Source organism: Candidatus Viadribacter manganicus, assembly GCF_001679665.1.
Taxonomy (GTDB): domain Bacteria; phylum Pseudomonadota; class Alphaproteobacteria; order Caulobacterales; family Aquidulcibacteraceae; genus Vitreimonas; species Vitreimonas manganica.
This window is the reverse complement of sequence record NZ_CP013244.1, coordinates 930745-944502: the sequence shown is the minus strand read 5'-3', so window position 1 is coordinate 944502 and position 13758 is coordinate 930745. Positions and strand designations below refer to the sequence as shown.

Below are 13758 nucleotides of genomic sequence, written 5' to 3'. Positions count from 1 at the left end.
CCGTTATTGTTTTATGCGTGCTTGGATTACGAAACAGCGGCCAGCGTTGGGCGCTGATCGATGATGTCGCCTTGCAGGATCGTGCTGCCGAGCATGTCGAGGAACGCGTCACCCTTTTCGGTGCGCTCGACGAACACGTTGCGGCCGTCCTTCGGATCGCGGCGGCGCTGGACGAAGCCCAGGCGCGACAGCGTATCCAGAGCGCGCGTGATTGCCGGCTTGCCGACATTTAGCGTCGCCGCCAGGCCGCGCACCGTGTGCGGGGCTGGTTGCAGGCGCACTGTCATCAGGACCGCCATTTGGCGGGCCGTCAGATCCGGCGCATCAGAACGAACCGTGGTGACGGTAACCCGACGCCACAGGTCCAAGGCTTCTACTTGGTTTTGACCGAGTTCCATGCCGACCTCCCAGATTGAATCGCAAGTGGAAGATTCGCTGATTTGGTGGTCGGTGCAAGCGCGAAACCACAAGATGTTGTGGAATGGCCGAAATGATTAACCAAATCTTGAAGGCCCTAGCCGAAACGATCCTTATTTCGTTTGGGGTTTATTAAGTTCATTTCGTCTGCGGTTTTTCGCCGAAGCGGCCCTTGAGAACCCGCCAACTGGCGCGCAGCGCCTGTGCTTCGCCGCCCGAAGGACGCGACGGCTTCTCCTTGGGGGCCCACGCATAAACATCAAAATGCGCCCACGCTGGTGCGGTCACAAAGCGGCGCAAGAAGAGTGCGCCGTAGATCGCGCCGGCCATCGCGCCATCGCCGGTGTTTTTGATGTCGGCGATCGGGGTGTCCATGTCGCCGTCATAGGCATCCCACAGCGGCATGCGCCAAACCGGATCGCTCGTTTCGATCGAGGCTTGGGCGTACTCGGCTGCGAGCGCATCGTCGTTTGCGAAGAAGGGCGGAATGTCCGGGCCCAGCGCCGTGCGCGCAGCGCCCGTCAGTGTTGCGAAATCCAGCATTAGCGCCGGCTTGTCCTCGCAAGCGCGTGTGATGGCGTCGGCGAGCACGAGACGGCCCTCGGCATCGGTGTTGTCGATCTCGACCGTGATGCCATTGCGGCTTGTGATGATATCGCCAGGCCGGAACGCGTTGCTGGAGACAGAATTTTCGACAACAGCAAGAAACACGTCCAAACGTACGTTCAGCTTGGCGTCCATGATGACGTGCGCGAGGCCGAGAGCGTGCGCTGCGCCGCCCATGTCTTTTTTCATCAGGCGCATGCCGGTGGAGGGTTTGAGATCAAGCCCGCCGGTATCGAAACAAACGCCTTTGCCAACGAGCGCCACACGCGGTGCGTTCGGCTCGCCCCACGATAGATGCAACAGACGCGGCGCTTCAGCGGAGGCGCGGCCCACGGCGTGGATCAGCGGATAGTTCTGCGCGAGGAGATCCTCGCCAACGATGGCTTCAAAATCCGCGCCGTAGCGTTCAGCCAGCTTTTCAGCGGCGGCGTGGAGCGCGACCGGGCCCATGTCATTGGTGGGCGTGTTGACGAGATCGCGAACCAGCCAGCTCGCTTCGACGATGCGAGCGACTTCGGCCATGTCAGCGCCTTCCGGCGGCGCGAGCTGGGGAGCGGGGCGCTTGCGCTTCTTGTAGCGGTCAAACGCATAGGCCCCAAGACCCCAAGCAATCGCTGTTGCGGTCGCGCCGAATTCGCGAGGCGCAAAGGCGATGCGGTAATCGCCAGCAGGCAGATGTTGGGCAAGCGCGCCGATGACATTGACGTTGGCCTTGTCGCCGGCGCCGAAGAGCACCCGCTCGATCGCGCCATCGGTGGCCGGCACGAGCAGGATGCGCCCATTCTGAGCTTGGAAATCGTGCGCCGTCGCGAGCCGCCGCAGTGTCTCTGAATGCCGCTCGATCCATTGGCTCCATTCGCCGGAGCGGACGACGTGCACCGGGACCGCCGGAGTGTCTGAATTTGCCAGAAATGGGAGGTTCGCCATGGCTCGTTCCTAGACCGTCATTAGCCCTTTGTTGAACATCAGGGCGCAGCATTAGGCCCTTATTAGGATTCGCAAACATGTCCCGTAAGCTTGCTGCCTTGCCGTTCGCGCTTATCGCCGTTTCGTCGCTCGCCGCCTGCGCAACGACGGGCGAAGGCTCCTCGCAAACCGCAGCCTCAGCAGCGACCGGGGCTTTGCCAGGCGCACGGCCGATCGATCGGCGGGCACGCGAGCAAGTGTCGCGCGAAGACGCGCTCACTCAAATGGCCTTCTGGGCCGGCGAATACCAGACGTTCCCGAACGACATCGAAGCGGCGCAGCGTTTCTCGGAAGCCTTGCGCAAAGGTGGTCGCACGGATCGGGCTGCGCAGATCGCCGCCGAAGCGCTCAGCCGCTTCCCTGAAGATCGCCAATTGCTGACGACGTTCGGATATTCACAGATCACACTCGGACGCCCCCAGCAGGCGCTGCGTCCGTTGGCTTTGGTGGCGGCTGGTGAACCTGACAATTGGCGCATTCGCTCGGCGTTGGGCGCGGCTTTGGACCAGCTTGGACGGTTCGATGAAGCGCGCCGCGCCTACACCGAAGCTTTGGCGCTGCAGCCGAACAATCCGCGCATCCTCACCAATCTGGGCGTCTCGCACTTGATGGCGGGGGAGCCCGCCGACGCCGAGCCGATCTTGCGCCAAGCGGTGCAGCAACCGGGCGCGCCCGCAGAAGCACGTCAGAACCTGGCGATCTCTCTGGCGCTGCAGGGGCGCTTCGATGAGGCTGAGCAGATCGAGCGTGTCGATCTGTCTCCGGCGCAAGCGGCGCAAAACATCCAGTACCTGCGCGGCTTGCTCAGCGACCCGCGCCGCTGGAACGATATGGGCCGCGGCCGCTAGGGCGCAGCGGCGCCGTTTATGATTGAATAGAATTCAGACGCGTACTTGAGGCTGAGCGGCTTAGTGGCCGTTCATCATCGCGCTGACTTGGATCAGCGCCGGGCCGATGATGACTGCGAACAGCACCGGCAGGAAGAATACGATCATTGGCACGGTGAGCTTCGGGGGCAGTGAGGCCGCTTTCTTCTCTGCTTCAGCCAAACGCAGATCGCGGTTTTCCTTGGCCATAACGCGCAGTGCTTGGCCAACGGGCGTGCCGTACTTCTCGGCTTGCGTCAGCGCCATGGCGACGCCCTTAACGCCCGGATGGTTGGTGCGGCGCGCGAGGTTCTCGTAAGCCATGCGGCGCTCAGGCAGATAGGAGAGCTCGGCGGTTGTGAGCGCAAACTCTTCGGCGAGCTCAACCGACGCCGTTGCGATTTCTTGGCCTACGCGTTGCAGCGCCATTTCGATCGACATGCCGGACTCAACGCAGATCAGCATCATGTCCAAACTGTCCGGGAACGCGGCCATGATTTTGCCGCGGCGCGTGTCAGCGAGGTTTTGCAGATAGATGTTCGGCGCATAGAAGCCGGCAGCGACGCCGCCGACGACCGCGACAAGCTTCATCTGAAAACTGAGATCGTGTCCCATGAACACGACATAGGCGAGGGCGGCCAAGCCGAAGCCGATCGGCAGCGCGGCGCGATAGAAGTAGAACATCGTCTGCGCGGCGTGGCCGCGAAGGCCGGCGCGGATGAGCTTTTCCGTCAGCGTATCGTCCGCCAGCGCTTTTTGCAGGTTCAGCTTATCGACGAGGCTCTTGGCGAACGAGTTGGCGTCCTTGTGCTGCAGAGAGCCTGCGCCCTTGGCGAGCTCAGCGCGTGAACGCTTGCGCAGTTCTTCGCGCTTCTTGGCGACTTCCTTTAGGCGAGAGCCAAGCTTGTCTTCGGCCAGCGAGGGCGCGGCGATGGTGACGATGGTCGCAAAGCACGCGCCGGCGGCGAGAACGCCTGCAATCAGCAGCGGGTCGGTGAGGGTATCGACGAGATTCATGTCTTGGCCCTCAGAACTTGAAGTTGACCATCTTGTTCATGACGAAGATGCCCATCGACATCATCGTCGCGGCGCCGAGCAAGATCAGGTGCCCCACCGGTTCATTGAACAAGATCATGATGTACGAAGGCCGCGTGAAGTAGACCATGCACATGACGACGATCGGCAGCGAGCCGATGATCATGGCTGAGGCCTTTGCTTCAGACGACAGCGCTTTCACCTTCTCCTTCATGAGCTTGCGCGCACGCAGCACGTTGGAGAGGTTGCCTAGCGATTCAGAGAGGTTGCCCCCCGTCTTCTGCTGAATGACGAGAACAATGGCGAAGAAGTTCACTTCCGGCAGCGGCATGCGATCGTACATGCGCTGCAGGCTTTGATCGATCGGCACGCCCATGGCGCCGGCGTCGACCAAGGACTGGAATTCCGTGCGCAGCGGCTCGGGACTTTCGCTCGCGATGATGCGCATGCACTGGTTGAGCGGCAGGCCGGACTTCACACCACGAACGATGATGTCGATGGCGTCGGCAAGCTGGTTCGAGAACTTCTTCTGACGTCCCGCGACAAGCGCGCCAAGGAACCAGCGCGGCAGGCCGAGAAAACCGATGAAGAAGCCCATCGCGGCGCCGATGGGACCCTGAACGATGAGGCCGATGAGCCCGAGCACAAGGCCCGCGCCTGCAGCGGCCGCCCAGAAGTGAACCGGCGTGATGTTGAGGCCCGCTTGTGCGATCTGGCCCTTCACCGAAAAGCGGCGCTTGCGCGATTGCTTTTCGTTGTTCGAGAGTTCTTTCAGCGCTTCGGCAGTCGATTGGCGGCGCTTCAGCGCGGCGATTTCCGTCGCTTGCTTGCGCCGGTCCACGGTCTTCGACGCCGCGACGGCTTTGACGCGCTTTCCCGCCGCAGCCGGTTGATTGTTAGAGGTCAGCACGATGCCGACGCCGCCGATGGCGACGAAGGCGAGCACTGCAACAATCAATGCGGGATCCACTAGCCGGCCTCCGACTCATCGAGCGCTTGAGCGAGTTCTTTTTCCAGGCCGAAGTAACGTGCGCGCTCCCAAAACCGCGGACGGCCAACGCCCGTGCCTTTGTGGCGGCCATTGATGCGGCCATTTTGATCTTCGCCCTGGATTTCGTAGACGAGCAGATCTTGGGTGATGATCGTATCGCCTTCGAGGCCGAGCACTTCAGTGATTTGCGTGATGCGGCGCGAACCGTCGCGCAGACGCTGGGCCTGAATGACGACGTCGACGGCGGCGACGATGATTTCGCGGATGGTTTTCGCGGGCAGCGAGAAGCCGCCCATCGTGATCATCGATTCAAGACGGGAGAGGGCTTCGCGCGGCGTGTTGGCGTGCAGCGTGCCCATCGAGCCGTCGTGGCCGGTGTTCATGGCTTGCAGCAAGTCAAACGCCTCGCTGCCCCGGACTTCGCCGACGATGATCCGCTCGGGACGCATGCGCAGGCAGTTCTTGACGAGGTCGCGCATCGTGACCTGGCCTGAGCCTTCAAGGTTCGGTGGACGGGTTTCGAGACGCACCACGTGCGGTTGTTGCAATTGCAGTTCGGCCGCGTCTTCGCAGGTGATGACGCGCTCAGTCGGATCGATGAACGCGGTCAGCGTGTTGAGCAAAGTCGTCTTGCCGGAACCTGTACCGCCGGAGATCAGCACGTTGCAGCGGCAAGCGCCGATGATCTGCAGGATCTTCGCGCCGGCAGGTGAGATCGAGCCGAACTCAACCAGGTTGGAGAGCTTCAGCTTGTCTTTTTTGAACTTACGAATGGTGAGCGTCGGGCCATCGATCGCCAGCGGCGGCACGATGACGTTGACACGCGAACCGTCCGGCAAGCGCGCGTCGCAAATCGGAGAGCTTTCATCAACGCGGCGGCCGACTTGGCTGACGATGCGCTGGCAGATGTTCATCAGCTGGCCGTTGTCACGGAAGCGGATGCCGGTCTTCGAGATCTTGCCGCCGACTTCGATGAACACCGCGCCGGCGCCGTTGACCATGACGTCAGCGATGTCGTCGCGAGCTAGAAGAGGCTCAAGCGGGCCGTACCCCAGCACGTCGTTGCAGATGTCATCGAGCAGGGCTTCCTGCTCGGCGATCGACATAACGACGTTCTTGATCGAGATGATTTCCGCGACGATGTCGCGAATTTCATCGCGCGCGCTTTCCGGATCGAGCTGCGCCAATTGCGTCAGGTCGATGGTTTCGATCAGCGCGTTGAAGATCGTCGATTTGACCCGGTAATAGGCCTCCGAGCGATATTCCGGGTTCTCTGATGGATCAGGCGTGCGCGGCGTCGGGCTGCTTACGCTCGGCGCTGCAGCGCGCGGCGGCGGCGCAGCAGGACGCGGCGCTGCGGGCGTGGGGCCAGCCGGACGCGCGGCAGGTTGCGGCGCGGCGCTTGCCGGACGCGGTGCACTCGCCGCTTGCACGCGTGCAGTCGGTGGCGCGGCGACAGGCGCCGTCGGCGCAGCGCTTGGAGCCTCGCCAGTGCCTCGCTTACCGAACATTCAAGCCCCTAGCGCTTCAGGAACGGGATCTTGTCGGTGAGAGACGATTTCTTCGCCTCGACCGGCTTGCGCCCTGTCAGAGTTGCAGCAAGGGCGTCGAGCGCGATCGCAGTCTTCGACTGCGCAGCGACTTCGCCAACCATCTGACCGTTATTGGCGGCCATACCAAACAGTTGCGGATCGAACGGAATGACCGCGACAGGCTCTGCGCCCAGCGCTTCCGCAAAATCCTTGAACGGAATTTCTGGACGCTTCGGCACGCCGGTCATCGACAGCACCACCGCGGGCGGGGAGTCGTACGGGCGCATCGAGCGCAGCAGATCGATGATGTTCTTGGTGTTGCGCAGCGACGCCAAATCCGGACCCGCGACGATGATTGCATCGTCAGCCGAAAGCAGCGTGTGCTTCACCCATGAGGTCCACACGTGCGGCAGATCCAGCACCACGAACGGGCTTGTGCGGCGCACGCGCTCGATCACCATCTCGTAAGATTGCGGATCGAGTTCGAATTCGCGCTCCAGCGTCGCCGGTGCGGTGAGCATCTGCAGGCGCTGGGTTTGCTTGGTGGTGACGCGCTCGAGGAACACGTCGTCAACGCGATCCGGCGCCATCAATGCGTCGGCGATCGATTGCGGCGGGTCTTGGTTGAAGTCGAGCGCGGCAGTGCCGAAGGAGAGGTCTAGGTCGAGCAGCGTTGCGCTCGATTCCTGACGTTCCGCGATCGACCAGGCCAGATTGTGCGCAATCGTCGAAGCGCCGATGCCGCCACGTGCGCCGATCACCGAGATGACGCGCCCCGCGAACGGTTTGTCCGGGTTCACATAGAGGCCGCACACCGTGCGAATGAGATCGAGCGGCTGCATCGGCGGCACGATGTATTCGCTCACGCCGCGCGCCATCAGCTCGCGGAAGAGGGCGATATCGTTGACTGCGCCGATGATGACGACCTTGGTGCCTTCCTCGATCACCTGCGCGAGGCGATCGAGATTATGCAGCATCTGCTGCCCCTGCATCAGCGTATCGATGATGAGCAGGTTCGGGCTGGCTTGGCTTGCAAAGCGCGTGACGGCGGCTTCGATGCCGCCGCTCTCAACCGAGATCTCGGCGCGCGCCATGCGGCGATCCGCTGAAATGCCGGCGATGATGTCGGCGATCTCGTGGCGGTCGCAGACGGCGTGGATAGTGATGCGCGGCACCGGTTGTTCGGTGACGCGCGTGTCTTCGCGCGGCATGATCGGCATCGCCGCCGCTGCATGCGCGATGGTCGCCGGCGCGCTGAGGCCGAACGCATCGTCACCGTCTACGTGTGGCGGCGGCGAGGTCTCGTTTGCGGGCATCAGCGAGGGTGAATCGTCGAACGGCGGCAAGTCGCCGCTTTCGATTTCGCCAAGGCCGAACGTATCGTCGTCCTCAAGAACAAAATCGTCGTCCGAGCCGAGGCTCCAGGCGGGATCTGGGTTGCTCATGTTGCTCAAGCCCTATTGCACCGCGTTGCTGATCGCGATGCGCTCGTCGTTGCTGCGCTCCGCGTGTGTTTGATCGCCCTCGCGATAGGCATCCATGACGGTGTCACGGCGTCCTGAATCACGAGCGGCCATGTCGCGCGGACGTGTGAGATCCGCTGGATCTTCGACCATCGCCGCGAGATTGAAGTTGGTGGCGCAGCCAAAGCTTGCCCAAGGCTGATTGTTGCTCTGGTGCGCAAGGTCCTGCTCGTAGAGCGGAGCGCATTCCGGCGCTTGCGCTTCGAAGCGGTTGAAGCTCACCAGGATCGGCATTGCTTCGCCGCCGGCGTCACGCGTTGAACCCGCGATTGCCGCGTAGGAGACACCGGCTTCAGCGAGCGTGCGACGCGCATCTGCGGCCAGAATGGAGGCGGCGTCGGAATTTGCACCGCCCGAGGGCGTCTCCAGCACGAGCGGGCCATGGCCGTAACGCAGGTAATCGCTGGCGAAAGCGCGCAGTTGCGCGCGCTCACTGTCTGCGAGTTCAAGTTGACCGGGCGCGGCGGCAAGCTCGATGCGTTGGATTGCAGCTTGCGCGGTCGGCTGATGCCGATCCGCAGACGATGCGATCGGTGCGCTGTCGATCTCCGGATGAGGAATGCCGGCGCAAGCCGTCAGTGCACTGACGCCAAGCAGGAGAAGGGGCAAGCGGGATTTCATGACATGCCTCATTCGATCACGTGGCCGTGCGGGCCTTGCAGGCTTTGTTGTTGCGCGCCGGATTCAGCGCGCGAGGGGCGATAGAGATGGTTCAATCGGCCCGTGAGCAGGCTCTCGCCTTCGCTCGGGTTCATGAAGCCATCAGCTGGCGTGCGAAGATTGCCCGCCGCCGTCGGACGCACGAGGTACGGCGTCACGATGATCACGAGTTCAGTTTCGCTGTTCATGAAGTCGCGTGAGCGGAAGAGCGATCCCAGAACCGGCGTGTTCATCATGCCGGGTACGCCTTCAACGGCGTGACGAGTGCGCTCTTGAATGAGGCCCGCCATCACGATCGAGCTGCCCGAGGACATTTCAACCGTCGTTTCAGCGCGACGAACTTGCAGCGCGGGGATGGTGATGCCGCGGATAACCGTCGTCGTGCCGTCGGCGTTGCGAACCGGCGTGTCGCCGGTCGAAATCGCGCCTTCGCTGGTGAGCTCGCTGACTTCCGTCGCGATCTTTAGCGAGATGTTGCCGCCAGACATAACGACTGGCGTGAACGCAAGGCCGACGCCGAATGGCTTGAACTCGACCGAGATCTGACCATCATCGCTGTTCACCGGCACCGGGAATTCGCCGCCCGCGAGGAAGCGCGCTGCTTCGCCGGAGATTGCGGTGAGGTTCGGTTCAGCGAGAACGCGGAGGAGGCCCGCGCGTTCGAACGCTTCAATCGTCGCATCGGTGCTGCGCGCGCGCTCAACGTGAGCCGGGCCCCAAGTTTCTTGGCCAGTCGTCGGGTCAAACTCGTAACCGCCGACGCCGGCTGAGCCGGTGCCGATGTTTGGATCAACCGTCGCGCCCGGATAAGCCAAGCTGTCGGGGCGCAAGATGTTGCTGGCGACGCCGCCGGTCGCGGAGAGGCCGCCGAGCAGGGCGCCGTTCACCGAAAAGCCGTTGGCGGTGGCGAGGTTAAGGAAGTCATCTTCGCCGATAAGCTGGTTGATCATCTCGTCGTAGTTGGCGTTGATGCCAAGCTGACGAACAAGCGAGCGGCTCATTTCAACGACGCGCACGCGCACGAGCACTTGCTCGCTGCCTTGCACTTGGATGAGGTTGACGATGCGGTCCGTGCCGGCGCCTGCAGCGCCAGCGCTGCCGCTTGCACCTGAGGTTTGCAGGAATTGCGCGGCCAGTTGGCGTGCGCGGTCGGCTTCGCCTGCGCTGCGCGCCGTACCTGAAAGCACGATCGAACCGTTCATTGCTTCAGCCGTAACCTGGCTATCGGCGGATTGACGGCGGAGAATGTCGTTGAGCGGCGTGACATCCGGCTCGACGCGAATTTCGACGTTGGCGATTTGTCGGCCATTGGCGTCGAAGAAGAAAATGTTGGTTTGGCCGAGCTGACGGCCGATCACGTAGGCGCGGCGCGCAGTGCGCACCGTTGCATCAGCGATGGCCGGGTTCGAGATTAGAATGTCGCGCGCATCGGCGGGGAGATCGATGATCGCCGATTTGCCGAACGGCAGAACCAAAGACGCCGAACGCGAGCCGCCACCATTGTTGATACGCACCGTTTGCGCATCTGGCGGCTCAACTTGCGCGGCTGCGTAAGTCGGCGTGATCGCCACGGCCGCAGAAAGGGCAGTGGCGAGTGAAACGCGAAATGACTTCCCGGCGCTCATTAATTGTCCCCGGACACGACGCCGTACGCGTGAACGCGAATGGCGCCTGATTGCTGGCTCATTTGACGCCCGGTATTGGGCGCGCTCATGCCGACCGTTTCAGCTTGCACGCCGCGAAGCGCGAGGCTGATCGTTCCCATCTCATCCGCCAGCGCGAGAACGCGCGCGTCTTCTGCGGACAGTTCGAGCACGGCGACGCCGGCTTCGACGATCTCAGGGGCTTCGCCCGAAGTTTGCGTGTTGGTGCGGTCGCCCAGCGCCAAAACGCGGACGTCGCGCAGAACGATATCGCTACGCACTTGCTCGCCGCCGCCTTCGCGGCTGTTGATGCGCGCGGTCATGATGACGTCGACGTGGTCGTTCGGCTGGATGAAGCCGCCGGCGGCCGTCACAGCTTCAATCTCGATCGCAACGGCGCGGAAGCCTGGTTCGAGCTGAGCGGCGAGGAAGCCGTGATTGTCAGGCTGCACGACAGCGCTGGTGACGATCGGCTCGCCCTGCACGAACGGACGACGCGTCACGCCGCCGACGAAATCGGCTTGCGCAGAGGGTTGTTGCTCAAGCTGAACGAAGCTTGGCGAAACTGAATTGCTCGGGAAGAGGGCGACCGCGAGATCGCTCGGCGCCAAAGCCGCGCCCTGCGGAATGTCGCGCGCAGCGACCAGCACTTGCTGACCGACGATCTGCTCGGACTCCGCAGCCGTTTGCTCGGCCTGACGCGAGCCCATGCCACGGATAAGAACAAGAGCGCCCACGGCCGCGATTGCGGCGATCACCAGGACGATCAGCTGACGCGCTGACATGTATAAAACTCCCGCGCGTTAATTCCCGAAGCACCCTGCCGAACAGACCATTGTTGTGGCTAATTCAGGGTTAACGGGCTTGACAGGTATGGAAGGGATGGAATCGCCATGAGCGCGCCGACCATGATGGCCACGCCATAGGGGATGCCGTTTTGCTTTTTCAGAAGATGCTCGACGAACGCCGGATACGTGCCGGCGGGAATAAGTTGACGAGCGGTTAACAGCGTCAACGCCATCAGGCCGCCAGCGATCGCCGTCCAGAGAATGAAGGGCGTGAAGGCAGTGAGGCCGGTCCAGATCGACACCGCAGCCAGCAGCTTCGCATCGCCGCCGCCGATGATGTTGAATTGGAAGAGAACGAAGCCGACGGCCAGAACGCCGAGGCCGAAAACGATGTGCAGGCCAACATCGAGAAGCGAAGCGCCCATGAACATCGCGACGATCGGAAAGATCGCGGCGAGGGCGATGGAAATCCAGTTCGGAATGATGAGCCGCGCCATGTCGGACAGCGCCGCGTAAATGACTAGTCCGGCGAAGATTGGGAGGGCGATCATTTCGAACATTGCGAAATGACTGTGCTGCGCGCCGACTCAAGGAATTGTTAAAAACAAAAAACGCCGCCCGAGGGGCGGCGTTTTGAGAGGGAAAACAAAGACGCTCAAGGCGCGCCCCCCCGAGGGGAGGCGCGCCCGTCACGTTTAGAAATTAGCTGCCGAGAGAGTCGGCGACTTCGTTGAACGTCGCGTTCAGGCCGTCACCAACCGCCGTCACGGCGAGAATGATGGCGACGCCGATCAGAGCGGCGATGAGGCCGTATTCGATCGCGGTCGCGCCGTCTTCGTTCTTCAGGAAACGCTTCAACATATTACTAGCTCCGTTTGTCGAGTGCTTTTTCACCGGCCCGGTCAAGCGTCGCACCCGACACCCTTCCCAGACGCTCGCAGACATTACGGGAGCGAAGTTAAAAACTCGGCCCCAAAGGTTGGTTTCGAAAAACTTAACAACAGTGGTGATTTTTGAAGCGTGTGCGCGTTTGTCATCTCTTGTGTACGCGCGCACTTCTTAGCGATCCCGAAACCATTGGCGCGTAGCCAGTATAAGCAGAGATATAGAAGGAAACGCCAATGCGCGTTCTGCGTCCGCTCGTAGCTGCTGCCGCCGCTCTTTTCATGTTCGCCGCGCCCGCATCGGCGCGCGACGTGCGCGTGGCGCTCGACCAGGCCTTCCCGATTCGGTTGTCCGAACCCGCTGAAGGCGTCGCGATCGGCAATCCGTCCATCGCCGGCGTCACCGTTCAGAACGACATGTTCTTGTTCGTGACGGGCCGCTCCTATGGTTCGACCAATCTTGTCGTCGTCGGGCAAAACGGCCGCGTGCTCTATTCAGGCCGCGTCGTCGTCACGCCGGACGAGACCGATGTCGTTATGATCACGCGCGGTGTTGAGACCGCTCGTCTCGAGTGCACGCCGCTCTGCCGTCCGCGTCCTGACATTGGCGATGGCGAGCAATCGCAAGCCGTCAATGACCAGATCACGTCGCGCGCGTCGAGCGCTACCGCGGCGCGTCATTAATCGGGCTTTACCGTCTCGTTTGACGGAAAATCAGCCAATCTGTGCGTAAATTCCGCTTCCGGAGGCGGTATGTTCGCGCGCGCACTACTCAGATTGAGGCCGTTTAAGCGCTTCGCGCGTGCGCGTCGTGGCTCGGCGGCCGTTGAGTTCGCGCTCGTGCTCATGCCGTTCTTCTTGCTGACATTCGGTTTGGCTGAAGTCGCGATGATCGGCTTCGCGCAGACCAGTCTCGATTTTGCCGTCTCAGAAACGTCGCGCCAGATCCGCACGGGCCAAGCTCAGAACGGCGGCGTCACCGAGGCGCAGATCAAGACGCAGCTCTGCAACGAGCTCAACAATTTCATCGTGATGGGCTGCGACGGAAATCTGTTCCTCGATGTCCGCCGCTTCGACTCTTTCGTTGACGCCGGCAACAACGCCCAGAACCCGATCCAGAACAATCAATTCTCCGGCGCCGGCATGGGCTATCAGCCTGGCGCCTCCTCGGACATCGTCGTCGTTCGCGCGTATTACCGCTGGCACGTCATGACGCCGCTGTTCGAACCCGTCTTTCAAAACATTTCCGGTGGTGAGCGTATCCTCGTCGCCACCATGATGTTCCGCAACGAGCCGTTCTGATGAAGGTGATTCAACGTCTCCGCCAATTCGCGCGCGCCAACGAAGGCGTCGCTGCGCTTGAATTTGCGATCATCGCGCCGTTGCTGATGGTGCCGCTGCTGCTTGGTTCGGTGGATCTCGTCGATGTCATGGGCGCCAACAAGCGTGCGCAGAACGCGGCATCGTCCTTGGCCGACGTCGTCGCGCGCGATACAGAAATATCCAACGCCGAGCTCTCCAGCATGTGGCAAGCGCTCGATGTTTTGATGTATCCGGACTCGTCCGCTGCCATGGAAATGCGCATTTCCAGCATCAGCATCGTCAATGCCTCGACCGCGCGTGTGATGTGGAGCGAAGGACATGGCGGCATGTCGGCGCGCCAAGCCGGCACGACAGTGGCGCTTGATAGCAGAATGATGACAGTCGGCTCGAGCGTCATCATGGTCGAGTCCGCGTACAAGTACGACGCGCCGCTCGGCTTCTTGTTTCAGAATCAAATCCGCATGACGCATAACGCCTACCGCCGTTCGCGTCTTGTTGACCCGATCCCGCGCGTAGCCTGATCG

The 13758-nt window shown here is 62.0% G+C and carries 15 protein-coding genes; 4 read left to right on the top strand and 11 right to left on the bottom strand.

Translation table 11 applies throughout. The annotated features are described in order from the left end of the window. Positions 1-26 precede the first annotated feature (26 nt). Together ATE48_RS05100 and ATE48_RS05095 are read right to left on the bottom strand one after the other, a co-directional pair. Positions 27-398 carry a MarR family winged helix-turn-helix transcriptional regulator gene (locus ATE48_RS05100; RefSeq protein ID WP_066768467.1) on the bottom strand — a complete coding sequence of 124 codons (372 nt, stop codon included), beginning with the start codon at positions 396-398 and terminating at the stop codon, positions 27-29. 157 nt (positions 399-555) lie between these two features. Beyond that, positions 556-1950, bottom strand: a complete 1395-nt coding sequence (locus ATE48_RS05095; RefSeq protein WP_066768464.1) for a leucyl aminopeptidase family protein — start codon at positions 1948-1950, stop codon at positions 556-558. A gap of 77 nt (positions 1951-2027) precedes the next feature. On the opposite strand from ATE48_RS05095, the gene ATE48_RS05090 reads away from it, so the two are divergent. Then, positions 2028-2837: a tetratricopeptide repeat protein gene (locus ATE48_RS05090; RefSeq protein WP_066768462.1), complete on the top strand. Its 810-nt coding sequence runs from the start codon at positions 2028-2030 to the stop codon at positions 2835-2837. Between the two features lie 60 nt (positions 2838-2897). On the opposite strand, the gene ATE48_RS05085 is transcribed toward ATE48_RS05090, so the two are convergent. The 9 genes from ATE48_RS05085 to ATE48_RS19335 form a co-directional block, all read right to left on the bottom strand. Further along, positions 2898-3872 carry a type II secretion system F family protein gene (locus tag ATE48_RS05085; protein ID WP_066768460.1) on the bottom strand — a complete coding sequence of 325 codons (975 nt, stop codon included), beginning with the start codon at positions 3870-3872 and terminating at the stop codon, positions 2898-2900. A gap of 10 nt (positions 3873-3882) precedes the next feature. Continuing rightward, positions 3883-4860, bottom strand: a complete 978-nt coding sequence (locus ATE48_RS05080) for a type II secretion system F family protein (RefSeq protein ID WP_066768459.1) — start codon at positions 4858-4860, stop codon at positions 3883-3885. Further along, positions 4860-6392, bottom strand: a complete 1533-nt coding sequence (locus tag ATE48_RS05075; RefSeq protein ID WP_066768456.1) for a CpaF family protein — start codon at positions 6390-6392, stop codon at positions 4860-4862. Before ATE48_RS05075 ends, ATE48_RS05080 begins: the two co-directional genes overlap by 1 nt. A gap of 8 nt (positions 6393-6400) precedes the next feature. After that, positions 6401-7858: a CpaE/TadZ family protein gene (locus ATE48_RS05070; RefSeq protein ID WP_066768453.1), complete on the bottom strand. Its 1458-nt coding sequence runs from the start codon at positions 7856-7858 to the stop codon at positions 6401-6403. A 12-nt stretch (positions 7859-7870) separates the two neighbouring features. Continuing rightward, positions 7871-8557 (bottom strand): CpaD family pilus assembly protein, encoded by a 687-nt coding sequence (locus ATE48_RS05065; protein WP_066768447.1) that lies wholly within the window; start codon positions 8555-8557, stop codon positions 7871-7873. Positions 8558-8565: 8 nt separating this feature from the next. Continuing rightward, entirely contained in the window at positions 8566-10221 is a 1656-nt protein-coding gene (locus ATE48_RS05060) for a type II and III secretion system protein family protein (protein ID WP_066768446.1), read from the bottom strand. Next, complete coding sequence (gene cpaB, locus ATE48_RS05055) at positions 10221-11024, bottom strand: Flp pilus assembly protein CpaB (protein WP_066768443.1); 804 nt, start codon at positions 11022-11024, stop codon at positions 10221-10223. The genes ATE48_RS05060 and cpaB overlap by 1 nt, the downstream gene beginning before the upstream one ends. Positions 11025-11083: 59 nt before the next feature. Continuing rightward, positions 11084-11578: an A24 family peptidase gene (locus tag ATE48_RS05050; RefSeq protein WP_228126797.1), complete on the bottom strand. Its 495-nt coding sequence runs from the start codon at positions 11576-11578 to the stop codon at positions 11084-11086. Positions 11579-11729: 151 nt separating this feature from the next. Next, a complete protein-coding gene (locus ATE48_RS19335) occupies positions 11730-11888 on the bottom strand; it encodes a Flp family type IVb pilin (protein WP_083197163.1) in 159 nt (52 codons plus the stop codon). Between the two features lie 260 nt (positions 11889-12148). On the opposite strand from ATE48_RS19335, the gene ATE48_RS05045 reads away from it, so the two are divergent. The 3 genes from ATE48_RS05045 to ATE48_RS05035 all read left to right on the top strand — a co-directional run bounded on the left by ATE48_RS05045 (position 12149) and on the right by ATE48_RS05035 (position 13755). Beyond that, positions 12149-12595 carry a pilus assembly protein N-terminal domain-containing protein gene (locus tag ATE48_RS05045; RefSeq protein ID WP_066768438.1) on the top strand — a complete coding sequence of 149 codons (447 nt, stop codon included), beginning with the start codon at positions 12149-12151 and terminating at the stop codon, positions 12593-12595. A gap of 69 nt (positions 12596-12664) precedes the next feature. Then, positions 12665-13213, top strand: a complete 549-nt coding sequence (locus tag ATE48_RS05040; protein ID WP_066768436.1) for a TadE/TadG family type IV pilus assembly protein — start codon at positions 12665-12667, stop codon at positions 13211-13213. Next, a complete protein-coding gene (locus ATE48_RS05035; protein ID WP_066768434.1) occupies positions 13213-13755 on the top strand; it encodes a TadE/TadG family type IV pilus assembly protein in 543 nt (180 codons plus the stop codon). Before ATE48_RS05040 ends, ATE48_RS05035 begins: the two co-directional genes overlap by 1 nt. Positions 13756-13758: the final 3 nt, after the last annotated feature.

What these genes read in the sequence shown, in the direction of transcription:
- ATE48_RS05035 (WP_066768434.1), top strand. Translation starts at nt 13,213, where the DNA reads ATGAAGGTGATTCAACGTCTCCGCCAATTCGCGCGCGCCAACGAAGGC.
- ATE48_RS05100 (WP_066768467.1), bottom strand. Translation starts at nt 398, where the DNA reads ATGGAACTCGGTCAAAACCAAGTAGAAGCCTTGGACCTGTGGCGTCGG.
- ATE48_RS05070 (WP_066768453.1), bottom strand. Translation starts at nt 7,858, where the DNA reads ATGAGCAACCCAGATCCCGCCTGGAGCCTCGGCTCGGACGACGATTTT.
- ATE48_RS05040 (WP_066768436.1), top strand. Translation starts at nt 12,665, where the DNA reads ATGTTCGCGCGCGCACTACTCAGATTGAGGCCGTTTAAGCGCTTCGCG.
- ATE48_RS05085 (WP_066768460.1), bottom strand. Translation starts at nt 3,872, where the DNA reads ATGAATCTCGTCGATACCCTCACCGACCCGCTGCTGATTGCAGGCGTT.
- ATE48_RS05075 (WP_066768456.1), bottom strand. Translation starts at nt 6,392, where the DNA reads ATGTTCGGTAAGCGAGGCACTGGCGAGGCTCCAAGCGCTGCGCCGACG.
- ATE48_RS05045 (WP_066768438.1), top strand. Translation starts at nt 12,149, where the DNA reads ATGCGCGTTCTGCGTCCGCTCGTAGCTGCTGCCGCCGCTCTTTTCATG.
- ATE48_RS05065 (WP_066768447.1), bottom strand. Translation starts at nt 8,557, where the DNA reads ATGAAATCCCGCTTGCCCCTTCTCCTGCTTGGCGTCAGTGCACTGACG.
- cpaB (WP_066768443.1), bottom strand. Translation starts at nt 11,024, where the DNA reads ATGTCAGCGCGTCAGCTGATCGTCCTGGTGATCGCCGCAATCGCGGCC.
- ATE48_RS05095 (WP_066768464.1), bottom strand. Translation starts at nt 1,950, where the DNA reads ATGGCGAACCTCCCATTTCTGGCAAATTCAGACACTCCGGCGGTCCCG.
- ATE48_RS05090 (WP_066768462.1), top strand. Translation starts at nt 2,028, where the DNA reads ATGTCCCGTAAGCTTGCTGCCTTGCCGTTCGCGCTTATCGCCGTTTCG.
- ATE48_RS19335 (WP_083197163.1), bottom strand. Translation starts at nt 11,888, where the DNA reads ATGTTGAAGCGTTTCCTGAAGAACGAAGACGGCGCGACCGCGATCGAA.
- ATE48_RS05050 (WP_228126797.1), bottom strand. Translation starts at nt 11,578, where the DNA reads ATGATCGCCCTCCCAATCTTCGCCGGACTAGTCATTTACGCGGCGCTG.
- ATE48_RS05060 (WP_066768446.1), bottom strand. Translation starts at nt 10,221, where the DNA reads ATGAGCGCCGGGAAGTCATTTCGCGTTTCACTCGCCACTGCCCTTTCT.